The sequence below is a fragment of the Micromonospora sp. NPDC051196 genome (genome assembly GCF_040682415.1).
Taxonomy (GTDB): domain Bacteria; phylum Actinomycetota; class Actinomycetes; order Mycobacteriales; family Micromonosporaceae; genus Micromonospora.
The window spans coordinates 692,770-717,223 of sequence record NZ_JBFBAY010000001.1; the positions used below are offsets into that span (position 1 = coordinate 692,770).

A 24,454-nucleotide genomic window follows, 5' to 3' on the forward strand; every position below is an offset into this window, starting at 1 on the left:
GGGGGAGCGACCTCTCGCAGGGCACTCGGTCACCTTGCACGCGACCCACCCTGTAGTCAGCCGGACCGGCGACCTCCGTGTTTATCGGGAATCTCAGTCCAGCTCGGCCGTGAAGCATGCATTGCGGCGAAGTGATTCAGTGGCTCGGCCGGGCTGTCGCTGTCAACGGTTCTTGTGGCCGCCCTCGCCCATGAAAACCCTTACCGCATATCGGATTGCATCAGCGTGAAGATAGATGTCGTCGATAGAGTCGATCAAATGGCGAGTCTCTGTCTTGTTCGCGTCGAACGTGCCAATGTACTTCCGGGCCTTTCCGTTGAAGTGAAGTCGCGCGATCGGCTTGCGGTTGTTATCGTCGAGAATAATTGCGAAGTAGGACTTTGCGTCACGGCCAACAATGCGTTGGGGCTTGACCTCGCTGCATGCGATCGCCTTGACAATCTGGTAGCCCGTAAGTTCTTCAAGCGTGGTTTCCACCTCCGTGCCGCGTGCGGCATCGCTCAGTGCAACCTCTTCACTCTCAAGCGCTTCGGAGGGTACGTCGGTGGTCTGTTTGGGTAGATTTGTGTAGAGAGCGCCCTTGAGCCGTTCGTTTACTTGGTCCCTGACGAACTGCGAGGCAGCCTTGGCAACGAGCGATCTGAACTGTTCACGCCTCTTCTGGGTGAGCGAACCCTCATACACTTTCGTCGCGAAGAACCGGACCCACTCATCCTCGGGATCCTTGAACTGTGCCGCCATCCAACGCTTGATCTGGCCGAGATACTTCAACTCTTCGGCTGCGCTGATTATGGATTCGAGATCGAAAACTTCCTTCGAGAGCTTGCGTAGCTCAGGTATGAGGGTGTCGTCGATATCTTCCAAGTCGAGCACGAGGAAGGGCTTGTTGTCCATCTTGTTCGGGGCGTCGAGGTCGGTATAGAAGTGATAAATCTGTCCATTGGTGAGGGCGGCGATCCGTGCATTCGTAACCGAGAAGTATCGATAAAGTTGAGATGCGTGCTCAATTTTGAGGGAGTCACTCGGCTGCTTGCATTCGATGAGGATTTGCACCTCGCCGTCACGCATGATCGCGTAGTCTACCTTTTCGCCTTTCTTGGTCCCGACGTCGGCGGTGAACTCCGGGATAACCTCCAGTGGATCGAAGACGTCGTAGCCGAGGATCATAGAGATGAACGGCATGACGAAAGCATTCTTGGCGGCCTCTTCCGTCTGAATCGCGTCACGCTGATTCCGGACCTTCGTGGCGAGCGCGGCGACCCGTTCATCGAAATCCATTGAGGGACTCCTTCTGCGCATAAGTGGAAATGTGCCGTACGCATGCATGCATTCATGCCTGGTTCTGGCGACTCTCGGAAATCCGAGGCGACGATCGGATGCTACCGATCAATCGGGAAGCGCGAAGCCGCGAAGGAGACCTACTGACGTCTCCTTTCGTCGGTCCGATGCGACGAAAAGGGCAGTTTGCAGTGTCTCGGTAGTGAGTAAGATGCGCTACCGACTGAAGGCGTACGAGGCTACACGCAGCGCCGCGCAGAACGCCTGCTTATGCCAGGTAGCCAGCTGGGTTTTCGCTGCTGGTTGCTGTGTCGAACGCCAACGTCCAGGGGAAGGCTCGTTGCTGCTCGTTGCCACTGCCTGGTGGGTGTGGTTCCCAGCCGTCTTCGGGGCCGAGCAGGATCCGTACGCCTTCGTCGCGGAGGCTTGCCACGGCGCGGCGGAAGGGCGAACGGGCGGCGAGCGCGGCATTGACGAACGGGACGATGACGGTCGGTATCTGCCGTCCGATCAGTTCGGCGACTGAGGTCATGGCGTAGTTGTCGGCCAGGCCGAGAGCGATCTTGTTGATCGAGTTGTACGAAGCTGGTGCGATGACCAGCGCGTCTGCGGCGGGTAGCGAGCGGCGGTCGTCGCGGGCTTGCCGGTAGCTGGATCGCACCGGAGCGCCGGTCAACTCCTCGATAGCGGGTGCGTTGATGAAGTCCATCCCGTTGGGCGTGGCGGTGACGGCCGTCGTCCAGGAATGCTTGTGCGCGGCGCTGATCAGTTGAGTCACGTCGGCGGCGGGGCCGGCGGCGCAGACGACGATCTGCAGTTGGCCACCAGTCATATCCGGATCCCTGCCCGTCGGGCGAAGGCAATCACGGCGGCGTGGACAGAGCCCTTGGCCAGGAGAGTGAGATCGGTGGCGATTTTCTGGACGACTGGACGGCAGCGGATCTCTTCGGGTACCACCGTCTTTCAATCCCCCTCGCGTGGTGTGCCTGGACGTCGGCTGTCTGGTTGCCCTGCGTGGGCTCGGCCGTGCTGTCATTCGGCGTCGTAAGTGGGGCGGGACAGGGCGGGGATCTGATCGAGTTGGTTCGGACGGAGGTGGGCCGTGATGATCCCGGTGAGGGCTTTCCGTCGTGGTTTGAAGCTCAGTACTTGGTATGGGGTGATCGCGAGGTCGACTGGGAAGTCGTGGGCGGCGTGGGGTAGTTGGTCGTCGAGGAGTTGGGTCTGGTGGATGGTGGTGGCGATGGTGGTTTCGGTGGTGATGAGGCCGGCGTCGGTGAGGAGGGCGACTTCGAGGTCTGAGTAGCCGGCGCCTTTACCGATCCGTATGCCGTCGTGTCGGCTGACGGCGACGCTGCCGCAGACGATCAGGTCGATGGGCCGCATTTCGTCTGGGCTGACGGTGGGGGCGACTTCGGGTGCTCCGGTGCTGGTGGCAGCGGTGTCGAACGGGGCGGTCAGGGTGGTCGGGTCGAGGAGGTGGAAGGGTTTGGGGGTGGCGAGGCGTGGTACCGCCATGTAGAGCAGTTTGCCTTCTTGGAGCGCGCGTATCCGGACGGGAAGTTGGGCGCGGTCGGGGTTGCACTTGATGACCTGCGCCGCCTTCCAGGCGTCGAGGTCGGCGAGTAGGTCGGCGGCGGTTTCCTTGCCGACGAAGTCGGGGATGTGTCCGTGGACTCCGGCTGGGGCGGCGTGTTGTCGTTCGAGGAGGTCCCAGACGTGGTGCCGCACGGTCTGCTTGGCGTGGTCGATCTCGGCGAGGCTGGTCATGGCGATGGCTCCTACGGGGTCATGAGGGTGAGGAGTCGATCGTTGACGTCCTGGACGGCGGGTTGGTCGCGCCAGGGGCGTAGCTGGCGTGCTGCGGTGAAGGCGAGGTTGAGGCCGCCTCCGGCGCGGGTTCCTTCGATGACGTCGATGGCCTCGTGGAGATAGCAGGTGGCGGCGTCGAGGTCGCGTTGCAGGATGCTGGCAAGGGCCAGGTTGCCCAGGACGACGGCGGTGGATTTGCGGCGTGCGGCGATGAGGTGCCGGGCGTTCTCCAGCGCGGGGATGGCGTCGGCCGGCTTGTTCAGGAACAGCCAGCAGGAACCCGCGAGTCGGGTGTAGTGACTCGGGCAGAAGAGGGCGGCGGCTGGATCGTGGGTATCGACCGCGGCGAGGTGGTTCTCGGCGGCTGAGAGGGCGTCGGAGCAGTCTCGGGGCTGGCCGAGCATGGCGTGTGCCTCGGCGCGGTGCAGGTGCGCGAGGCCGGCGATGACGTGACTGTCGTTGCGACTGATGGATGCGGCGTTCGTGGTCAGGACCAGGCTGCTGGTGGGTTGCTTGGTGCCGTAGAGAGGGAGGTAGCTCTTGCGAAGCAGGGCGTTGGCCTCCGTGACGACGTCGCGGGTTTCGCGGGCAGCGCTGATCGCTTGATCGAAGTAGACGGCGCTGACGTTGTGGTCGCGTCGTTGTGAGGCGTCCCAGACGAGTTGGCCCATCAGCGTGGCGGATTCGGCGACGGCTGCTGCCAGTTCGCGGTGCACCGATCCGGCGTTGGCGTGCTGACGGAGGAAGATGGCCTGCCCGTGGAGTTGACCGGCCTCGGCGAGGAGGAGCGTGGAGGGCAGGGAGTCGTACTGCTGGTCGAGGCTCTGCACACGTTCCCGCAGATGCGCGACGGCGACCAGGTCGACCCGACGGGGGTGACGCAGGACGTAGGCGAGACGTTCGTCCGGTGGGGCGGGTGGCTGACCGACATCGTCCAGGAGATCGGCCAGTTCCTCGATCGACAGCCGGAGGGCCACTGCCAAACGTGGTCGATGCCACGGTTGGGGATCCGTATCCGCCCGTTCCCAGCGGACGATTGTCGAGCGGTCGACGCCGAGGGATTCGGCCAGGCGTTCTTGACTCAGCCCGACCGTTTTGCGGCGCTGGGCTAGCCGGTGCCGGCGTTTGCCCACCACGTACCCCTCCCTCGGCCGTCGGTCATAACGGAATCATTCATGCAGCTCACGCCTCGTAACGCAATGGGGATGCATCAGTTCTGCGCCGTTGCCGCCCTGGGAGCCGTCGCCCCTTACCGATTGGATGGACGCATGGAGCCGTCGCGTCCGCAGTGGCACTGTCGGGATGCGGCCATCCCTGGCCCTGCCTCCTGGCGCGGGCGATCGAGGCCCCGCGTGCGCGTTGGTCACCCCGGCTGGCGTTGGTAGACGGATCAGGAGACAGGACTCATCGTGGGCTATCGACCGGGGCCGAATGATCTGCTGCGCGCGGCGCGGTTGGCGCGGCGGTCTCCTTCAGGTTCAGGACGACCGATGTCGCGCCAGGAGTTGGCGGATGCGGTCAATGCGTACGCCTACCAGCATGCGGGGCGCCGGGTCGACGTGGACGCCCGCTACGTTGGCAAGCTTGAGCGCGGGGAGCACAGGTGGCCTTATGAGCCTTGCCGCACGGCGTTGCGGGAGTTTCTCGGTAAGGCCACCGACGCTGAGCTTGGGTTCTTCGTCATTCATGGACACGCCTCAGACCCCGAGGCGAACCCCGTCCCCGAACCGTCCCTGGGCGTGCCTGCCGTTGAATCCGAGGACGGGGTCAGTGCGATAGTGGCATTCGGGGATGCGGGTGATGGGCTGATCGTTCCCGGTGGTGCGGCGACGGTGCGGGTGCGCCTGACCGTCGAGGCGGCACAGGTCAGGGTGGTACGTGACCAGGGCCCGGCCGGGCGGGTAGCTGTCCTGGCAGGGCCGGTCGAGGTACTCATCGAACCCTCCGACGCCACGACCATCCTAGCGCCCTCGCCAGCCCGTTCGGGTACGGCGGCCGACGGGTCCCAGGTGCGCTGACCGTCTCGCCGGGTCGGCGTACGACCTGGCCGCCGCCGGGATCGGCGGCGGCCAGCAGCGCGGGTCTTCCGGTAGCTCAGCCGTTGTCGATCAGGCTGGCGATCTCGTTGTAGATGAGGTGCGCCTTCGCGCCCTGGTTGGACGGGCAGCCGCCGAGGTGGTGCAGGGCGATCACCCGGTGGCTGCTGTCCAGCACCGGCGAGCCGGAGTTGCCGCCGGAGGTGTCGCAGCTGTAGCTGATGTTCCAGGTGTTGTAGTTCGCGCTCCGTACGGTGCAGCGCGCTCCGTTCTGGGTGTTCTCGAAAATCGACAAGCGCTTCGGGCTGCCGTCGCCGTGCCCCGGGATGTACATCTGGGCGCCGTTGGTGGTGGCGGTCGTCGCCAGGTACAGGGTGCCGAATCCCTGGATGGCGGCGAAGTTGTTCACCGAGAACAGGGCGTAGTCCAGTTGGCTGGAGCCGCCGCTGCTCACCCGGTAGAGGGTGGCGCCGCTGACCTTGGTGCCGGGGCCGGGGTTCGAGCCGCCGCAGGTGGCGCACTGGTAGTTGAACTGCATCTCGCTGCCGCTGACCGCGGCTTGCGTCGAGAAGCAGTGCTTGTTGGTCAGCATGCGGTTGGTGTTGCCCACCCGCCAGGTGGTGCACATGCCGCCGCCGCTGATCAGTAGCCGCGCCACCGCGTTGCTGCGGGCGAATTCGGTGGGGTGGCTGTTCTGGTAGCAGACCACGTCGCGGCGGGCGTCGGTGCTGCAGACGGACTGGGTGGAGAAGTTGTACTGCCCGATCTCCGTGCGGTCGTAGCCGCGCCAGAACCGGTCGATGGTCGCGGCGGCGTTGGCGCGGGCGGGGCGGCTGCTGTGCAGGGTCACCACTGCGGTGTCGCCCTCCACCGACATGGCCCAGAAGCCCGGCTGGCCGTCGGTGGTGTAGTCCGAGCCGGTCGCCCGGTCCAGGTTGCGGTCGTACCGGTAGCTTTCCCGGCCGTCGGGGCTCGACACGGTGACGTACTCGCCGGGGGCCAGTCGCAGCGAGCTGAAGTGCACCTTGACGTAGGTGGCGCCGGGGTGCCGGATGACCTGGGTGCGGCCGTTCCGGGCGTACGACAGGGAACTGTCGACGGTGCGCAGCTCACCGACGGTCGTGACGCCCTCGGCCTCGAACTGTTCCGACTCGGGTGCCCGGTCGGAGTGCGGTGCGAGAGGTTGGACCGAGTACGCCGCGGCGGGTGCCGACAGCAGGCTCAGCCCGAGTGTGCAGGCGCCGAGTGCGGCCGCCAGCGTTCGTAAGCGGCGCGGGGCATGTCTCATCGTCGCTCCCTCCAGGATCCGGAACCTTAACGAGTGCTAAGTCTTCATACACGAGCACGAGGAAGACATGCAAGATAATCGATGTCTTGTGATGGCGGGGCGGGGTTTCGGGCTGACGTCGCCTGCTGGTCGCTGTTGATCGCTGTTCGACGGTCATCGATGATCAATAGTGTCGTCGTTATCGTTCACCTGCACGGCTTCCGGCGGCGGCCTGATGGGGTCACGTCACTGTGGGTAGACGTATGACGTTGACGATCATGATTGGATAGGTGTCCACATGCTGGGCTTCTTGAGCGCACTGAAACTTTGTGGCAATCTCGGCTTCATCGACGCGTAGCGTTCTCTCGTCTCCTGTGTCGCCCCGGGGAGCCTTTGAGCCGGCCGGTGATGTTAGCGCTAACTCGTCGAAGAAGATTCGACTCCGGGAAGGTGCTGGCAGATGAAAGATCTGGTACTACCGAGCGGTTCTCCGCGACGACTTGGTTTTCTCTCAGCGGTGCTGCGTGCACTGATAGCCGGGCTGCTGGCGGCCGGCATGACGCTGGTGCCCGTCAGTGCCGCCAATGCGGCCACCACGCTCGGTGCCTCGGCGGCGGAGAAGGGCCGCTACTTCGGTGCCGCCGTCGGGACGTACAAGTTCAACGACAGCACGTACATGTCGGTGCTGAACCGCGAGTTCAACAGCCTCGTCGCCGAAAACGAGATGAAGTGGGACGCGACCGAGCCCCAGCGCGGCGTGTTCAACTACGGCGCCGGTGACCGCATCGTCAACCACGCCCGCTCTCAGGGCATGAAGGTGCGGGGACACACCCTGTTGTGGCACGCCCAGCAGCCCGGCTGGGCCCAAGGGCTGTCCGGCGGTGACCTGCGCAACGCCGCCATCAACCACGTCACCCAGGTGGCCGGCCACTTCCGGGGGCAGATCTACTCCTGGGACGTGGTGAACGAGGCGTTCGCCGACGGCGGCAGTGGCGCCCGGCGGGACTCGAACCTGCAACGCACCGGCAACGACTGGATCGAGGCGGCGTTCCGTGCCGCCCGGGCGGCCGACCCGAACGCCAAGCTCTGCTACAACGACTACAACACCGACGGGATCAACGCGAAGTCCACCGGCATCTACAACATGGTGCGCGACTTCAAGTCCCGCGGGGTGCCGATCGACTGCGTCGGCTTCCAGTCCCACCTGGGCACCACGATTGCCGGTGACTACCAAGCCAACCTCCAGCGCTTCGCGGATCTGGGCGTGGACGTGGAGATCACCGAGCTGGACGTCACCCAGGGTGGCAACCAGGCCAACATCTACGCCACCGTCACCCGCGCCTGCCTGGCGATCTCGCGCTGCACCGGCATCACCGTGTGGGGCGTACGGGACTGCGACTCCTGGCGTGGCGGCGACAACGCCCTGCTCTTCGACTGCGCGGGCAACAAGAAGGCCGCGTACAACGCGGTTCTCGACGCCCTCAACAGCGGCTCGAACCCGCCCCCGAACCCGACCGGCAACCGGCTGCGCAACGAGGCCTCCGGCCGCTGCCTGGACGTCAACGGGGCAAGCTCGGCCAACGGGTCACAAATGATCATCTGGGACTGTCACAACAACGCCAACCAGCAGTTCACCCAGAACGGGCGGGCGTTGCAGGTGATGGGCAAGTGCCTGGACGTGCCGAACAACGCCGCCGCCGGGACCCGGGTGCAGATCTGGGACTGCAGCGGTGCCACCAACCAGCAGTGGGTGTTCAACGGCAACGGCACGATCAGCAGCGCCCAGACCGGGTTGTGTCTCGACGTCAACGGCGCCAACAACGCCAACGGCACTGCGGTGATCGTGTGGAACTGCCACGGGAACGCCAACCAGCGCTGGGCGAGGGCCTGACATGGGCGTTGCTTCTGCCACCAAAGGCTTGTTGCTCGCGGTCGCGGTGGCTGTCTCCGGCGTGGTGCCGTCCCTGATCGCCTACCAGGAACCGGCTTCGGCCGCGGCCCAGGCGACGTACTACGTGGCGCCTGACGGCAGCGACGCCAACCCGGGCACGATCACCGCACCGTTTCGGAGCCTGCAGCGTGCGCGGGACGTCGTGCGTACGACGAACGCGAACATGACCGGCGACATCCAGGTCTACCTGCGTGGCGGAACGTATCCGGTCAGCAGCACGATCGAGTTCGGGGCGAGCGACTCCGGCACCAACGGCTACCGGGTCAGCTACGCTGCCTACCCGGGCGAGACGCCGGTGCTCCAGGGCGGTGTGCAGGTCGCCGGCTGGACCCAGCACAGCGGCAACATCTGGAAGGCCCCGCTCGACCGAGCCAACAAGCTGCGGTCGCTCTACGTCAACGGCAAGCGGGCCTTCATGGCGGCCAAGACCATCAACTCGGCCGGCTGTCACGGGTCGTACACCATCACCGCGGGGCAGGCCGACTGGGCCTGGGAATCCGGCTCGCAGTGCGCGGGCGCGCGATACAGCCAGGCGGATTTCCCCGCCGTGGCCCGGAACCAGGAAGACGTCGAGATCGAAACGGCGACGACCTGGACCACCGCCATCGTGGGCGTCCAACAGGTGATCACCGACGGCGGGAACCGGGTGGCGTTGTTCCAGCAACCCGGTGCCGCCATCGCCCAGGGCGCGTTCAACGGCAACGCCCAGACCGGTGGCACGCACAAGGTCATGAACGCCTACGAGTTCCTGGACGCGCCGGGGGAGTTCTATTTCGACAAGTCCAGCCGGACGGTCTACTACTACAAGGCCAGCAGCGAGAACATGGCGACCGCCTCGGTCTTCGCGCCGAACAACGTGGCGACCGTGCTGCGGATCGCCGGCACGTCGACCAGCAACCGCGCGCGGAACATCACGTTCTCCGGGCTCACCGTGGAGCACTCCGACTGGAACCTGGTAAACGTCGCCGGTTCGGTGTTCAAGCAGGCGCAGCAGGGCAACCTCAGCGCCTTCGCGTACGCCCGGGGCAACTTCCACGTCTACCACTACCGCAACGTCGACGTCACGCCCGGCATCGTCCACCTGCAGAACGCCGACGGGATCCTGTTGGATCGCAACCGCGTCCAGCACACCGGTGCCGACGGGATCAACATGGTCAACGACGTGATCAACACCCGGTTGATCGGGAACTACACGAACGACGTCGCGGGGACCGCGGTCAGCGTGGGTCATCCGCAGCACGTCTACGTCGGGGACCACACGTCGAGCAACCGGGAGAAGTACTCGGCCCAGGTCGAGGGGGCGCCGCGGAACATCGAGATCAAGAATAACTACATCCATGACAGTGCGGTGTTGTTCAACGGGCACGGCGCGGTCGCGGCCTACTTCGTCGATGCCCTCACCGTGCAGTACAACCGCATCGAGAAGGCCCCCTGGGCCGGCATCACCATGGGGTGGGGGTGGTGGAACTTCGACGGCTCATCCGGATCGATCGTGCCGAACCGGCCCACCACGACGGCGAAGAACAACACCATCAGCCACAACCACATCATCGACACCGTGCAGCGGCTCAGCGACACGGCACCCATCTACACGTTGGGCAGCCAACCGGGCACCGTCGTCAGCAACAACTACCTCCAGGGCGTTCCCGCCGGCCACAAGTACGGGCTCCACCCGGACGAGGGATCGGCGTACATGACCTTCCGGGACAACGTCCTGAGCGTCGACAAGAACATCACCTGGATGATCAACTCGGACAACTTCGGGCGCAAGCACGACCTGACCATCACCCGGACGTACGGCCCGATCAACAAGGTCTCCGAGAAGAACCTGCCCAACAGCACCATCGAGGACATCATCGTCTCCTCCGACTACGTGTGGCCGACGGCGGCGTACCAGATCGCGGTGAACTCCGGGCCGGAGGACTCGTACCGCGACGTCGTCCAGGCCCGTGGGGTGCCGCTGCAGGACTACGTCCTGCCGGCCAGCACGACCGCCGCCAGCGGCGTGACCTCGATTCCGATCCGCAGTACCGGGGACGCGGCCAGGACCCTCTGGCTGGCCCCCTCCGGCACCACCAGCTTCGCGGCCGGCCCGACGATGACCAGGGCGGACGGCAATGCCACCAGCATCGCCGTGCCCACCACATCGGGGGATTACCGGCTCTACGTCCTCGACGCCCAAGGCAACCGGTCGGCCGAATCCGTGTCGATCGTGCGGCGGCAGGGCACGAGCGGCGGGCAGAGCGTCCAGCTCGTGGGCGGTCAGTCAGGTCGTTGCATCGAGGTGCCCGGCGCGGCCACCGCCAACGGCACCCAGGTGCAACTCTGGGACTGCGGCGCCGGCACGCACCAGCGGTGGACCTACACCGCGAGCAAGCAGTTGACCGTGTACGGCAACAAGTGCCTGGACGCCTTCGGCAACGGCACGGCCAACGGCACGGCAGTCATCATCTGGGACTGCCATGGCGGGCTCAACCAGCAGTGGAACGTCAACGCCAACGGCACCATCACCAGCGTCCAGTCCGGACTGTGTGTCGATGCCAACGGTGCCGCCACCGCCAACGGCACAAAGATCATTCTTTGGTCGTGCAACGGCGGCACGAACCAGCAGTGGAGTCGACGTAGCTGAGAATCGACCCGGGGGCCAGGCATCCCTGCCTGGCCCCCGGGCCTTTGCTACTCGACCGGCCCGGTGCACCGCACCGGTCCGGATCGGGTCACTCGGACTTGCCGAATGCGTCGACGCCGGTCAGCTCGGCCGAGAGCGTCCAGAGCCGCTCGGCCGCCTCGCGGTCCTCGGGGCCGTCGAAGGTCTTGGCGACCTTGCACGCCTGGAGGTAGCTGCCGCCCTCAGTCTCCAGCCCGGGTGACGTCGCGGCCCAGACCTGGGTCGCGGCGCCCTGCTCGGGGGCCCGGAATTCGGGCAGCAGTGCGTTGCCGTCCTCGTCGATCCAGCCGGCACCGACCATCTCCTCCTTGGCGAGGTGCCGCTGCAACGGGGTGAGGATGTAGCCGGGGTTCACCGAGAACGCCCGCACCCCGGCCGCCCGACCCAACCGGTCCAGCTCGGCGGCGAAGAGGATGTTCGCCGACTTTGACTGGCTGTACGCCGCCCACTTGTCGTAGCCGTCGACGAAGTGCACGTCGTCCCAGTTGATCCGGGGGTTCTCCCCGGCGCCGGAGGAGAGGACGACCACGCGTGCTCCACCGTCGCCGGCCAGCGCCGGCCAGAGCCGGTTGACCAGGGCGTAGTGCCCCAGGTGGTTGGTCGCGAACTGGGCCTCCCAGCCCTCACCGACCCGGGTCAGCGGGGTGGCCATGATGCCCGCGTTGTTGATCAGGATGTCGATGCTGCGTCCCGACGCAAGAAAGCGGTCGGCGAACGCCCGCACGCTGTCGAGGTCGGCCAGGTCGAGTTCGTCGACCTCCACGCCGTCGATCCCCCCGACCGCCTCCCGCGCGACATCCGTACGCCGGGCCGGGACGACGACCCGGGCGCCGGCGGCGGCGAGGGCGCGGGTGGTCGCCAGGCCCAGGCCGGAGTAGCCGCCGGTGACGATGGCGAGCTTGCCGGCGAGGTCGATGCCGGCGAGCACCTCGGTCGCCGTGCTGTCGATACCGAAGCCCAGGTCGTCGGACTGATCAGAAAGAGTCATCTTCAACTTCCGGTCAGGCACCATTACTAATGCTGGCGCGTGGGAGGGGTCAGGCGGGCGTCTCGACGCGGTAGAGCCGCTGCGTCATGCTTGGATATAGCAATCCCTGCAGGATGCCGATGCTGGCTGCCACCGCAGACGTGAGCGTCACCAATAGATGGAGCACCGTGAATTGTAGTCCAAAGATGACTCCGTGGTGCCGGTAGGCGTACGCATAGGTGCGCTTGTCGAGGGCGATGCCGATTCCGGTCAGCACCGCAGCGGCGAGCAGCGCCCAGGGGCCGAGTAGCACTGTCGAGACCAGCGCGAACACGGCCGCGAGGATGAAGGCGCTGCCCAGCGCCCGGTAGCCGGTGCCGGCGCCGCCGGGCAGCTTGTTCAGCCGCAGCCAGTTCGGAGCGCCGAGGCGGGTGCGGTTGAAGACCTTGGTCAGCATCACCCGCAGCGTTCCGTCGTGGTCGTGGCGCCCCCGGATGGTCGGGACGGCCTTGACCTCGTAGCGGGCGTTGAGCCGGAAGCCGTAGTCCTGCTCCTCGGTCCACCGGAGCCGGTCGTTGAACTCGCCGACCTCCAGGAAGGTCTCCTTCTTCATCGCGAACAGCGCCGAGTGCAGACCGGGGATGGCGCCTTCGACCTCGCAGAACCAGACGTACTGCTGGATGGCGCGGTAACGCTTGACCAGACTGTCGGGGAACATCGGCTCGGCCCGGTACATGCCGCAGATCGCGCCCAGTCCCGGCTCGGTCTGCAGGTATTCGACCGCCCGCTCCACCGCGTCCGGATCGAGCGCGACGTCGGAGTCCACGAAGAACAGCACCTCACCCTTGGCGTGCCGGGCACCCAGGTTCCGGGCGGTGGAGACGCCGCTGTTGACCGGCACCTGCAACACCGTGACGTCGAGTGCCCGGGCGATCGCCACCGAGTCGTCCGTGCTCGCGTCGTCGGCCACGATGACCTCTACGGCCGGGTAGGTCTGGTTCTTCGCCGCCTTGATGCACTCGCCGATGGTGCTGGCGTAGTTGTAGTTCGGAATGATCACTGAGACCAGTGGCTGCTCGTTCATCGGACTCCAACCTTTCCCTTGTTTCATCGGTGTTGCCGTGCTGCGGTGCGCCCGCGAAGGGTGCTGAAGAGAACCTCGTGCGCGTCCAGCGACGTCGCCACGGAGAAGCGCGCCCGGGCCGCCCGGGCCTTCTGCTCCTTCCAGTCCCGCGGCACCGTCGCCAGTTCGGAGATGGCCTGTTCCAGCGCTTGTGGATCTCGTGGGGGTACCACCCGACCGAATCCGGTGGCGGTGACCGGGTACCGGTTGCCGGGAAGATCGGTCGTCACCGACGGAATGCCGCTCATCATCGCCTCGGCCAGCACGGTGCCGAACGATCCGGCGACCGCCGGTAGCGCGAACACGTCGACGGAGGCGTAGAAGTCGTTGACCTCCCGGCCGCGTAGCTCGCCGAGGATCCGGACCCGGCTGTCGCGGTCGATCTCCGCCTGCACGGCGGCGAGATTGCTGGCCCCCGCGACCGTGTGGTAGTTGCCCGCGATCAACAGCCGGGCGTCGGGGTCGGCGATCCGGTGGAACGCCCGGACCAGGTAACCGATGCCCTTGTCCGCCACGATTCGGCCCAGGAAACCGACGTGCAGGCCGCGGGTCTCCCGGTACCGGGGCTCGCCACCCCGCCGGTCCAGACACGGTGGCGCGATCGGGGCGAAGTTGCGGTTGCGGATGACCGGCCAGAACCGGGAGGCGTGCGCCTGGTCGCGGCTGGCCGCCACCACGGCCGCGGAGCGGCGGATGGCCGCTCGGGCGGCGGCGTCCGAAAATCGTGCGATGGCCCGGCCGAACCAGCTCGGCGGCAGGTACGGGTCACTGTGCAGCATGCTCACCACCGGTACGCGGGGGGCCATCGGCATCAGCAGGCCCGCCGCCGACATCGGCAGGTTGAGGTGCAGCACCGACGACCTGCGCGCCAGCTGCCCGACCAGCATCGGATAGCGGGGGGCGACGCGTGTCCGGCTCGCCTGCATCAGCATCGGCGAACGGTAGACGTCGACGCCGCCGACGGCGTCGCGCAGCGGCAGTTCGGCGTCGTGCTGGGCGGTGACGACGGCGACCCGCCAGCCGCGGTTGGCCATGCCCTCGGCGATGCTGCGTGCCGTCTGCGTGAAGCCGCTGACGTACGGCTCGTAGTAGGGGGCCGCTATCGTCAGATCATATTTCCTGTCCGGCATCAGTACCGCATTCTCCGAGATGACGTCACGGCCGAATATCGAAGTCCCTGAGCACATTAGTGGCTCGCCTGTGGCCAGTTTCTTGGCGATTCCTTGGAAGCCGGCAGGCCGGCATTCGCGTCCTCCGTGCCGACCGCTGTCACGGGCTCGGCAGGAGGTGTCGCCATCGAACGACGTCGAATGATCGCCTGGGTGGCCAGTAGGCCGACGCCGGCGGTAGCAAGCTCACTGACCGTGACCACGACTCGGCTGACCAACGCCACCACCCCGGCCACCGGCACCGGCAGGATGACACTGAGCGCGACCGTCATCACCACCTCCCGGACGCCGATTCCGTCGGGGGCGAAGACGGCTATCACCCCAGCCACCGCACCGAGGCCGAAGGCACCCAGGCAGAGCGGCAGCGCGCGCAGCGGCGGCGCGCCCATCGCCACGGCGAGCAACCACAGGTGAGTGCCGCCGATCAACCAGGCCAGCAGTTGGGCGACGACCGCCTGCCGGATGCCGGTTCCGGACATCGCCGTCGACGGCTCCGGGCGGCGGCGCACCCGGGCGACCAGGATCGCGGCCCGGCCGACCAGTTCGGGACGGACCAGGACCGCAGCCACCGGCAGGACGGCCAGCAGGAGCCAGGCGGAGGACGCGCCGAAGACCTCCGGGCCGGCCGCCAGCCCCACGGTGGCCCCGGTGAGCAGGCTCACCACGAGGGCCAGCAGCCAGGCCGCGCCCATCCGACCCGCCGGTACGCCGATGCGCCGGCCCATCTCGACGCTGAGGAGCAGGCCCATCACCTTGCCGGGCACGTACTTGACGAACTGGCCGAAGTAGAAGATCCGGGCCGCGTTCACGGCGGAGACCCGCTCGCCGACGCCGGCGAGCATGGCCCGCCAGGAGATCATCGTCGCGACCAGGCCGGCGGCGTTGGCCAGTACGGCCAGTGCCACCATCGTCGCGACGAAGCCGGGCCGTTGACCGCGCAGCGTCGCCGCGACCGTGGACCAGTCCTGACCACGGAGCGTGATCACAATGAAGATCACGGTCGCCGCCAGCAGGAGGCCCATGACGACCTTGCGGGCCACCACCTGCCACCGCTTCCGCGGTGCCCCGGTCATTGTTTCGGCTATTTCCGGGAAGGTCTGCTGTGCGTCCAGTTCTTTTGTCGACACGCGCCACCTTCTCCGATCGTGGAAAGGATTCGACCTGGGTGACTCACGCTAACCGTGAACCGCTTGCTTCTTCCTTGTCCGACCGATCGACGATCATTTTTCCTGGAGCCCGGCGAAGCGCTCCCGGGCGTACAGCCGCAAGAGTTCGCCCATCCGGTAACTGCCCGGCGTCGAGGTCTCCAGCAGTTGCACGTCGACGAGACGCTCCAGGATGCGTTCGGTGTGCGCCTCCGAGCGGGCGAGCAGCCGGGCTGCGGTCGACCGGCTGAGTTCCGTCATCGTCGACGTCCCCAGCAGCTTGAACGCCTCGGCGATGGCGCGCTCGGAGCGGTCCGAGCTGCCGGAGAGGCGGTCGTAGGAACCGGCCATGCTGGCTCGCAGCCCGACACCGTCGAACTCCAGATTGTCCAGCCGGCGGCGCTCGTCGGCGAGCCGGTCGCGCAGCTCGGCGAGCGGCCATCCGGGCCGGGCGACGAGGCGGGCGCCGACGATGCGGAGCGCCAGCGGCAGGCATTCGCACCATTCGGCGATCGCGGTCGCGGCCTCCGGCTCGGCGGCCACCCGCTCCGCTCCGACCCAGTGGCTGAGCAACGCGATGGCGTCGGTGACGGTGAGCGGCCCGACCCGCAGTTGACTGACGTCGCCGAGGCCCGCCAGCGGTTGCCGGCTGGTCACCAGCGTCCCGCAGCCGGCACCGCTGGGCAGCAGGGGGCGCACCTGGGCGGCGTCGACGGCGTTGTCCAGCACCAACAGCAGCCGTCGCCCGGCGACCACCGATCGGAACAGGGCCGCAGCCTCGTCGACCTGCTCCGGGGCGGAACTCATGCTGACCCCGAGCGTGCGTAGCAGCCGGGCGAGCGCGTCGACCGGCGTCAGCGGCTCCGCGTCGACGCTCGTGCCCCGCAGGTCGATGTACAACTGGCCATCCGGGTAACGGCCGGCGACCTTGTGCGCGGCGTGGATGGCCAGGGTCGACTTTCCCACCCCGGCCGCCCCGTAGATCGACACGACCGGGGCCGAGTCCGCCGTGCCGGTGGGGTTCAGCCACTTCAGGACCGGGGCGAGGTCGTCTTGTCGGCCGGAGAACCGGGCGATGTCGGCGGGCAGTTGTCGCGGTACGTGCCGGACCGGGGTGGAGACCGGTCCGACGCTGTTCAGGTACGGCTCGTCGAGCTCGCCGCGGAGTATCGCGACATGCAGGTTACGCAGTTCGGGTCCGGGCTCGGCGCCGAACTGCTCGACGATCTGCGCGCGGGTCTCGACGTAGTACTGCAACGCCTCCGGGGTACGCCCCATCGAGCAGAGTGCCCGCATCTGGAGCGCCACGAGCGGTTCGGCGAGCGGGTACGAACCGAGGATCCGGGCCAGCCGGTCGGCGACCGCCTCCGGGTTGCCGAGTCGCAGTTCCTCGGTGCTCCAGGCGCCGGCCAGGCTGATCAGCTGCGACGCGACGCTACGCCTGACCCGGTTGGCCCAGTCGTTGGCGAGTGTGGCGAGTGGATCTCCCCGCCACAGGTCCATCGCCTCACGTAGTGCGGCGATGCGTTGGACGTCGCTGTTCTGATGCCCCGCACGGTTGGTGTCGATGAGGTGGTTCAGCCGATGCAGGTCGACCTGCTGACGGTCGACGTTGAGCACATATCCGTCCCCGTGGCGACTCAGGCTGATCGGCCCCCCGGAGCCGTCGTCGACCTGGGCAAGGGCCCGGCGGAGCCGGGCGACGTGCGCGTAGAGGGCGCTACGAGGCGCCTCCGGAGCGGCGGGGCCCCAGACCCGCTCGGTCAGGGTGTCGATCGACACCGGCGTGCCGGCGTCGATGGCAAGGGCCGCCAGAACCGCCCTACGTTGACGTGGTCCTACGTCCAACGGGCCGTCGGCCGACTCCACCCCGATAGGCCCCAGTAGTCGGATACTCACACGCTCTCCCCCTGATCACGCCGTACGCCGGCCGGATCTCAATGGACCCCGGCCGGTGTCCGGTACCTCTGTCGAAAGCGCGCGTCGAGCACGTAGCGCAGGCCACCACTCAACGCGCCCGCGGAAATCGCGAGACTGTACAGAAAGCTGAGTAACACGCTGGGCGGAACCATCCGCCAGCCGGCAGTACGTCGGACGTAGTTGAAGAGGGACAGGTCGACGCCGATGAACCAGGCCAGGAATACGGCCGGGACGGCAGCCAGGTAGGGCGAGACCAACACCAGGGGGAGGCTGGCGGTGGTCAGGAAGGCGGCTGCGACTTCGGCGGGGCGGTGGGTGGCCTCCCGTTCGGGCTTGAGTTCACGTTGTTTGAACACGAGGGGGACCAGCGAACCGGCCCGCCGGTAGAGCTTGCGCAGGATCGACGAGAGTTGGTCGTCGTCGTCGTGGTATCCGACCACGGACAAGGTGCGGATGACCGGATAGTGCTCCGCGATCCGGAGGCTGAACTCGTGGTCCTCGTTGGCGTACTGGCCGAGCAGCCGCTCGTCGAAGGCCCCGATCTTGTCGATGACCCAGCGGGGGATGGCACCGCTGGCGAAGTGGCCGGTGCGGGCCGGCCCGAGCTTGCGGGTGGCGCGGTAGTGGCCGTACAACACCTGCACCCACTCCACCACGCCGTCGTCCACCAGGGGACGGTTGCCGTAGACGCCCCAGACGGCCCCGTAGGACGGGTTCTCCTCGAAGATCTTCACGGCGTTGGCGACGGCGTCGGGGGCGAGTGCGACGTCGGAGTCGAGAAAGAAGAGGATGTCACCGCTGCTCGCCGCAATGCCGCGGTTGCGGGCCGGGCCGGCGCCGACATTCTCGGTCAGTTCGATGAGCGTGCAATCGAGTTTTCTGACAATCTCCGGGGTGTCGTCGGTGCTTGCGTCGTCAACGACTATGACCTCGATCGAGGGATAGGTTTGGTGCAATGCCGAGAGCACACTCAGAGCTATGGTCTTCGTGCTGTTATGGCAGGGGATTACCACCGATACCAGTGGCGTCTTTCCGGGCTTCATTGATGCTCCTCGGGCAGTAATTCGGCTGCGCTGCGAGGTGGACGACGCGTCTGCCTGTCGGTTTCCTCGTCGTCGAGAAGACCGTCGACCACCCTAGTACACGACCGACAACCGTCGATAGTCGTTGATCTGCCTCGTGCGTGTTAAAAGGCCAGGATTACTGGTCTTCGCCTGCTCGGCGCCAATGTGACGCTCATCTCGATCAGGGTGCCGAGATGACGAACTGCTGCGCTTTGTGGTCGGACAGGCCGTTGGGCATGGTCAGGTCGTAACTGTGCACTTTGATGTCCGGAGTGGTGAAAAGCCAGTCGATACGCCACATTCGCGGTTTGTCGCCCACCGGCCAGGTGACCGGGTAGAGCGAGGAGAGCACCTTGGTCTGGTCGACCAGCCGGTCGGAGACCATGTCGAGGAGGTTCATCGACGGTGAGGTGTTCAGGTCGCCGGCCATCACCGCCCGGTTCGGGTTCTTCTCCAGGTCGGCCGCGATGGCCTGGTAGCTGGCCTGCCGGATCTCGAAGTTGAACCGGTCGATCTCGAACATGTTCCGGTCGTCGTCGCTGCGCAGCAACAGGATCCGGACCGGCGGCTGGAAGATGTGCGAGTTGTAGAACGAGACGACCTGGCCGTTGACCTGGATGTCGGTGCGCAGCGCCTGCGACGTGTAGAACAGCGGCCGGTCGACCAGGGCCGGCGGCACCGGCTTCAGGTCGTCCGGCAGGTACGGCGTCGAGTCGAGCCAGGAGTGTCCGACGACCGGCAACCGGGTGATTGTCATGTTCCGCCCCTCGCGGACGATCGTGTAGCCGGGGAAAGCGGCCTTCAGCTGCGCCGTCTGGTCGATCTCGTACGCCTGCGCGAAGATGTCGACCAGTGAGTCGTCGACGTGGGCGTACTCGTGCAGCATGTAGACGTCGGCGTCCATCTCCCGCAGGAAGTCGTAGAACTCCTCGGTGGTGGTGCGCTGCTCACCGCCGTTGCGCCGGTCCTGGTCCCAGTACTCGGTGTTCCAGGTCACCACCTTGATGGCGTCGGCGGGTGCCGGTGGCGGGGTGTGGAAGACCGTCGCGAAGTTGATCCCGCTGTAGCCGACACCGAGTGCCAGGGCGAGCAGTGCCGCCCCGACCAGCTGCCAGCGAATCGACCGGGCCAGCCAGGCCACGGGCAGCAGCAGCACCGGGACCACCGCCCAGGTGATCGGTGGGAGCAGGTCGATCGGCCCCCACACGTACGTCCGGGCGCTGAGCAGGTGGTGCAGCGCGACGACGACCAGCCAGCCGACGCAGACCACGGCAGCGAGGCGCAGTCCCCAGCGTTGCCGACGCGACCGGGTGCGGGGTTCCGGCGACAGCTCTGTTTCCTTTTCGTCCATTATTGTCGTCGTCCTTGCCGCCGCTTCCGTCATGGCAACTCCTTTACGTCACCCCGGTTCCTGCCGAGATCGGTACCGGCCTCGGAAAAGGTATCGATCGGAACCTTGCTCGAAGCTTGTTCCGCACACCAAGGAGGGGGCAATCGCCGGTCGCTAGCGTCACGAGTGCCAATACCGGATTTCGCCGACCTGGAAGGAGCTCGGATGGCGTACGCGCAGCTTACCGACGCTCGCAAGGTGCGGCGTCGGAGATGCGGTCCCGGCCGGCCGATGTGCGAATTGCGCCGAATCCGGCGGGGCGGTCCGATTGGTCGGCGCAGCGGCGCCACGGGTGGCCCTTCGGTGAATACCTGATAACGACTAATGCCGAAACATGGCCGTCGTTCGGACGTGACATCGCCGTGAAGAAAGCGGCGTTTTTTCGAAACGGGAGGTGGAAGTGCACGCAGTGGTGACCGGAGCCGCCGGCATGTTGGGCACGGCACTGTTGGCGAGACACTGGCCGGGAGTCACCTGGACCGGAGTGGACATCCGTCCGCTCGCGTCGCGGGTGCAGGGACGGGCGACCTTCATCCGGGCCGACGTCCGGGACGTCGAAGCGATGACCCGTGCCTTCCGCTCCGCCGACGTGGTCATCCATTCCGCCGCCGCGTTGCCCAGCCACCGGTCGGCGGACATCCGATCGGTCGACGTGGACGGCACCGTCTCGGCACTTGAGGCGGCCCGCCGGGCCGGCGTGGACCGGTTCGTGCACATCTCCTCCACGGCCGTCTACGGGCTGCCCCGGGACTGCCCCACCCCGGAGGACTACCCGTGCGAACCGGTGGACCCGTACTCGGCCGCCAAGCTCGGCGCCGAGACCGCCGTGCTCCGGCAACGCGAGCAGGGCCTCTGTGCCCCGATCGTGCGCCCCAAGACCTTCCTCGGCGAGGAACGTCTCGGTCTGTTCGCCATGCTCTTCGAGTGGGCCGACGAAGGCCGACACTTTCCGCTGATCGGCGGCGGCGACGTCGCCACCCAGATGCTCGACGTCGAGGACCTCTGCGCGGCGATTCAGCTGATCTGCGAGGCCCCCGACGACAAGGCCAACGACACGTTCAACATCGGCGCGCGCGAGTTCCGCACCCTGCGGGAGGACTTCCAGGCGGTGCTCGACGCGGCCGGCCACGGCAAGCGGGTCCTCGCCATGCCGGTGGGGCCCGCCGTGGCCGTGTTGCGCGTACTCGCCGCTACGCGGCTCTCACCGGTCTACAAGCGACTCGTGCACAAGCTGACGCGCGACTCGTACGTCTCGATCGACCGCGCGACGCAGCAGCTCGGATTCAACCCGCGGTTCAGCAACGAACAGGCGTTGTTGAAGACGTACGACTGGTGGCGGGCGAACGCCGCCGGGGCGCGGCGTAGCGCCGGACGTACCCACCGCGACCCCTGGAAGCAGGGCGCCCTGAGCCTGGCGAAGGCGCTGTTCTGAGACTCCACGGAGCAAGGAGAGGTCCGCCATGAAGCACGCCCTGGAAGCCCCGGGCTCCCCGTCACCGGAGTTACCCGTGGTCTCCGTCGACCCGGCGGTCGCGGTGGAGGCGCTGAGACCCCTGGCCCGCGTCGCCGGACTGTTCGCCCTGCTACGACCCCGTCAGTGGATCAAGGGCAGCCTGGTGCTGACGGCGCCGCTCGTCGCCTCCCCGGGCACCGCGGTGACCCAGATCGTGCCGCTGCTCGGCACGCTGCTGAGCTTCCTGGCCGCCTCCTCGGCCGTCTACATCTTCAACGACCTGCGCGACCGCGACCGGGACCGACTGCACCCGGTGAAACGGAACCGGCCACTGGCGAGCGGCCGGGTGAGCACCAGCGCTGCGATCACGCTCCTCGTCGTCCTGCTCGCCGGCACCGCGGCCCTCACGGCGCTGCTGCCCGCCCTGGTCGGCGTCGTCGTCGCCGGCTATCTGGCGATCAACCTCTGGTACTGCCTGGCGCTCAAGCACCAGCCGCTGGTCGACGTGTCGGTCGTCTCCGTCGGGTTCGTCCTGCGGGTACTGGCCGGCACGATCGCCGTCGGCATCGCCGTCCAACCGGCGCTGCTGATCGGCGTCTACTGCGCGTGCCTCGCACTCTCCCTCGGCAAGCGACGCCACGAACTCGCCGCCCTGTCGGCTGCGGGCGGCGAGGCGGGCGAGCACCGGCCGGCGCTGCGGGCGTACTCGGTGCACTTCCTGGACCAGGTCGTGCTGGTGAACCTGGTGGCGGCGCTGGTCGGCTACGTTGCGTTCATCTGGGCCCAGACGCCGCCGTACGGGCCGGTCACCGCAGGGCTGACCTTCCCGTTCGCGGCCTTCGCGGTGCACCGCTATCTACAGATGATCGCCATGGGCGGCTCCGGTGGTGATCCGGTCGAGGACCTCTTCCGGGACCGCGCGCTGCTGGTCAACGTCGGACTCTGGGCCGCGGTGCTGGCGCAGGCGATGCTGGCCAGCGTCTGGCACGTCTGGTAACCGAACGACACCCTGGAGAAGCCCCGTGAGCAGCAAAGACTCTCGTGAATACGACCTCTGTGTCGCGGTCAACTACTACTCGCCCTACGTCAGCGGGTTGACCGAGGTGGCCCGGGTGCTCGCCGAAGGTCTCGCCGCGCGGGGCTGGCGGGTGGCGGTCGTCGCCGTCCGGCACGACCCGGCGCTTCCGCTGCGGGAGAGCCGCAACGGCGTCGACGTCTACCGCAGCCCGGTGGTCGCCTCCGTCAGCCGAGGCCCGGTCAGTCCCGGCTTTCCCGCCCTGGTACGCCGGATCGCCCGACGTTCGCAGGTGGTCAACCTGCACCTGCCGATGTTGGAGGGGGCGCTGATCACCGCGCTGCCGCTGCGGGTGCCGGTGGTCAGCACGTACCACATCGATCTCTGGCTGCCGCCCACCATCGTGACCAGGGCGGCGATGGCGGCGGTGCGGGTGTCGTCGCGGATCACGTTGCGTCGCTCGGACGCCGTCGTCGTCAACAGCGACGACCAGGCGCAGTACTCGGAACTCTGGCCGATCCTGCGGTCCAGCCGGCGTTCCGCGATTCCGGCCCCCTGCCTGGACCGGCGCGGTGGCGAGGCGACATACCGGGAGACCGAGGGCCCGCACATCGGTTTCCTCGGCCGGATCGTGCCGGACAAGGGACTGGACTACCTGGTCGCTGCGTTCGCCGAGATCACCGATCCCGAGGCGCGGCTGCTGCTCGGTGGCGACTACCTGACCGTCGCGGGCGGAAGCGTGATCGACCGGATCCGGGCCGCCGCCGAACGGGACCCTCGGATCCGGATCCTCGGGCTGCTGCGCGGCCAGGAGATCAACGACTTCTACGCCTCCATCGACGCGTTCGCCCTGCCATCCATCGCGGAGTCCTTCGGCATCGCGCAGGCCGAGGCGATGATGTGCGGAATCCCGTCGGTCACCACGGACCTGCCCGGCGGACGGTACCCGGTCCTGGCGACCGGGATGGGAAAGATCGTCCAGCCGCGCGACCCGGTCGAGCTGCGCGCGGCGCTGCTGGACGTGCTCGGCTGGGACGCCGCCACCCGGCACGAGGGTGCCAAGCGGGCCATCGAGGAGTTCAGTGTCCAGGGCTGCCTCGACCGGTACGCGGCGCTGTTCCGGGCCCACGGGGCACGGCTCAACGCATCGATGTGACCCACTAGGATGACGGCAACGTAGCGTCGCGGAGGTATGCATGCAGAGCAGGGATTTCGGTCGTCTCGGCACCGTCAGCGCGCTCACCCTGGGCGGTGGCGGGATCGGCGGCGTCTGGGGGGCGACCGATCACGCTGAGGCGGTGGCGACCGTGCAGGCGGCCATCGACGGCGGCGTCACGATGCTCGATTTGGCACCGACCTATGGTGACGGCTATGCGGCCGAGAACGTCGCCGGCGCCGCGCTGCGCGCCATGCCGGCCTCCGACGTCCTCATCACCAGCAAGATCGAACTGCCCGAACAGGACGGTGGTGATCTTCCGGAGAAGATGGTCCGCAGCCTGCACGCGACCCTGGATCGACTCGGCCGCGAGCACCTGGATCTCTTCCTGCTCCACTCCCAACTGCATCCGCACGGTTGGACCGGCCCCAAGCCCCGGACGCTGGGCTGGGATCTGTACCTCGACCAGGTGGTGCCGACCTTCGAACGGCTGCGCGACGAGGGCAAGATCCGGGCCTGGGGGCTGACCGGTGTCGGCCACCCGCAGACCGTGATCGACGCCATGCGCCAGCAGCCGCGCCCGGACGCGGTCCAGGCGGTGGTGAACGCCCTCGACCTCAGTGGCGACATGTGGCTGCTCGGCTCGTCGGCCGAACCCCGCAACGACGAGATCCGCCAGGCCGCGGTCGACGACGGCGTATCGGTGATCGCGATTCGCGCCGTCGCGGCGGGGGCGCTCACCGAGGGGATCGACCGGTCCGCGGACGAGGACTCCCCGGTCATGGTCGACTTCGCTCGGGCGGAACGGTTCCGCGTGCTCGCCGCCGAGTTGGGTGAGTCACCCGCCTCGTTGGCCCACCGATACGCCCTGAGCGTGTCCGGCGTGGCGACCGTGGTGCTCGGCGTGAAGAACCGCACCGAGTTGGCCGAGTGCCTCGCCGCTGAGGCCCGTGGCCCGCTGACCGAGGAGGAGTGGAAGGCCCTGCTCGACCTGCGAGCCTGAGCGTCGAAGTCGGGCTCTGGCCGATCTCGGTCCGGGT

At 67.2% G+C, this 24,454-nt stretch carries 19 protein-coding genes; 7 read left to right on the forward strand and 12 right to left on the reverse strand.

Annotation, left to right across the window (positions count from 1 at the left end; all coding sequences use genetic code 11):
• Positions 1-162: 162 nt before the first annotated feature.
• The 4 genes from AB0M35_RS03180 to AB0M35_RS03195 all read right to left on the reverse strand — a co-directional run bounded on the left by AB0M35_RS03180 (position 163) and on the right by AB0M35_RS03195 (position 4,226).
• Positions 163-1,278, reverse strand: coding sequence for a type I restriction endonuclease (locus tag AB0M35_RS03180; RefSeq protein WP_363740827.1), 1,116 nt, complete (start codon positions 1,276-1,278; stop codon positions 163-165).
• A 268-nt stretch (positions 1,279-1,546) separates the two neighbouring features.
• Positions 1,547-2,110 carry a flavoprotein gene (locus tag AB0M35_RS03185; RefSeq protein ID WP_363740829.1) on the reverse strand — a complete coding sequence of 188 codons (564 nt, stop codon included), beginning with the start codon at positions 2,108-2,110 and terminating at the stop codon, positions 1,547-1,549.
• Between the two features lie 200 nt (positions 2,111-2,310).
• Positions 2,311-3,048 carry a 5-formyltetrahydrofolate cyclo-ligase gene (locus tag AB0M35_RS03190; protein WP_363740831.1) on the reverse strand — a complete coding sequence of 246 codons (738 nt, stop codon included), beginning with the start codon at positions 3,046-3,048 and terminating at the stop codon, positions 2,311-2,313.
• Between the two features lie 11 nt (positions 3,049-3,059).
• Positions 3,060-4,226, reverse strand: coding sequence for a helix-turn-helix transcriptional regulator (locus AB0M35_RS03195; protein WP_363740833.1), 1,167 nt, complete (start codon positions 4,224-4,226; stop codon positions 3,060-3,062).
• Positions 4,227-4,580: 354 nt separating this feature from the next.
• Here AB0M35_RS03195 and AB0M35_RS03200 point away from each other — a divergent pair, with 354 nt between their 5' ends.
• On the forward strand, positions 4,581-5,108 hold the full coding sequence (locus AB0M35_RS03200) for a hypothetical protein (RefSeq protein ID WP_363740835.1): 528 nt from the start codon (positions 4,581-4,583) through the stop codon (positions 5,106-5,108).
• 76 nt (positions 5,109-5,184) lie between these two features.
• Here the strand turns inward: AB0M35_RS03200 and AB0M35_RS03205 are convergent, their stop codons facing one another.
• Positions 5,185-6,414 carry a serine protease gene (locus AB0M35_RS03205; RefSeq protein WP_363740837.1) on the reverse strand — a complete coding sequence of 410 codons (1,230 nt, stop codon included), beginning with the start codon at positions 6,412-6,414 and terminating at the stop codon, positions 5,185-5,187.
• 535 nt (positions 6,415-6,949) lie between these two features.
• Between AB0M35_RS03205 and AB0M35_RS03210 the strand changes: the two genes are divergently transcribed.
• Positions 6,950-8,284 carry an endo-1,4-beta-xylanase gene (locus AB0M35_RS03210; RefSeq protein ID WP_363741878.1) on the forward strand — a complete coding sequence of 445 codons (1,335 nt, stop codon included), beginning with the start codon at positions 6,950-6,952 and terminating at the stop codon, positions 8,282-8,284.
• Position 8,285: 1 nt separating this feature from the next.
• Entirely contained in the window at positions 8,286-10,973 is a 2,688-nt protein-coding gene (locus tag AB0M35_RS03215; protein WP_363740839.1) for an RICIN domain-containing protein, read from the forward strand.
• Positions 10,974-11,061: 88 nt separating this feature from the next.
• On the opposite strand, the gene AB0M35_RS03220 is transcribed toward AB0M35_RS03215, so the two are convergent.
• The 7 genes from AB0M35_RS03220 to AB0M35_RS03250 form a co-directional block, all read right to left on the reverse strand.
• Positions 11,062-12,000, reverse strand: a complete 939-nt coding sequence (locus AB0M35_RS03220) for an oxidoreductase (RefSeq protein WP_363740841.1) — start codon at positions 11,998-12,000, stop codon at positions 11,062-11,064.
• A gap of 49 nt (positions 12,001-12,049) precedes the next feature.
• Complete coding sequence (locus tag AB0M35_RS03225; RefSeq protein ID WP_363740843.1) at positions 12,050-13,063, reverse strand: glycosyltransferase family 2 protein; 1,014 nt, start codon at positions 13,061-13,063, stop codon at positions 12,050-12,052.
• A 23-nt stretch (positions 13,064-13,086) separates the two neighbouring features.
• Positions 13,087-14,232 (reverse strand): glycosyltransferase family 4 protein, encoded by a 1,146-nt coding sequence (locus AB0M35_RS03230; RefSeq protein ID WP_363740846.1) that lies wholly within the window; start codon positions 14,230-14,232, stop codon positions 13,087-13,089.
• Between the two features lie 56 nt (positions 14,233-14,288).
• On the reverse strand, positions 14,289-15,398 hold the full coding sequence (locus AB0M35_RS03235; protein ID WP_363740848.1) for a lysylphosphatidylglycerol synthase transmembrane domain-containing protein: 1,110 nt from the start codon (positions 15,396-15,398) through the stop codon (positions 14,289-14,291).
• Between the two features lie 93 nt (positions 15,399-15,491).
• Positions 15,492-17,315, reverse strand: coding sequence for a BTAD domain-containing putative transcriptional regulator (locus AB0M35_RS03240; protein ID WP_363740850.1), 1,824 nt, complete (start codon positions 17,313-17,315; stop codon positions 15,492-15,494).
• Positions 17,316-17,353: 38 nt separating this feature from the next.
• Positions 17,354-18,379, reverse strand: a complete 1,026-nt coding sequence (locus AB0M35_RS03245) for a glycosyltransferase family 2 protein (protein ID WP_363740852.1) — start codon at positions 18,377-18,379, stop codon at positions 17,354-17,356.
• Positions 18,380-18,581: 202 nt separating this feature from the next.
• A complete protein-coding gene (locus tag AB0M35_RS03250; RefSeq protein WP_363740854.1) occupies positions 18,582-19,751 on the reverse strand; it encodes an endonuclease/exonuclease/phosphatase family protein in 1,170 nt (389 codons plus the stop codon).
• Between the two features lie 439 nt (positions 19,752-20,190).
• On the opposite strand from AB0M35_RS03250, the gene AB0M35_RS03255 reads away from it, so the two are divergent.
• Genes AB0M35_RS03255 through AB0M35_RS03270 form a run of 4 tightly spaced genes read left to right on the forward strand, consistent with a single transcriptional unit; the run spans position 20,191 to position 24,417 of the window.
• Positions 20,191-21,222 carry an NAD-dependent epimerase/dehydratase family protein gene (locus AB0M35_RS03255; protein WP_363740857.1) on the forward strand — a complete coding sequence of 344 codons (1,032 nt, stop codon included), beginning with the start codon at positions 20,191-20,193 and terminating at the stop codon, positions 21,220-21,222.
• Positions 21,223-21,250: 28 nt separating this feature from the next.
• A complete protein-coding gene (locus AB0M35_RS03260; protein ID WP_363740859.1) occupies positions 21,251-22,240 on the forward strand; it encodes a UbiA prenyltransferase family protein in 990 nt (329 codons plus the stop codon).
• A gap of 25 nt (positions 22,241-22,265) precedes the next feature.
• A complete protein-coding gene (locus AB0M35_RS03265) occupies positions 22,266-23,414 on the forward strand; it encodes a glycosyltransferase family 4 protein (protein WP_363740861.1) in 1,149 nt (382 codons plus the stop codon).
• 40 nt (positions 23,415-23,454) lie between these two features.
• Positions 23,455-24,417 (forward strand): aldo/keto reductase, encoded by a 963-nt coding sequence (locus AB0M35_RS03270; RefSeq protein ID WP_363740863.1) that lies wholly within the window; start codon positions 23,455-23,457, stop codon positions 24,415-24,417.
• Positions 24,418-24,454 lie beyond the last annotated feature (37 nt).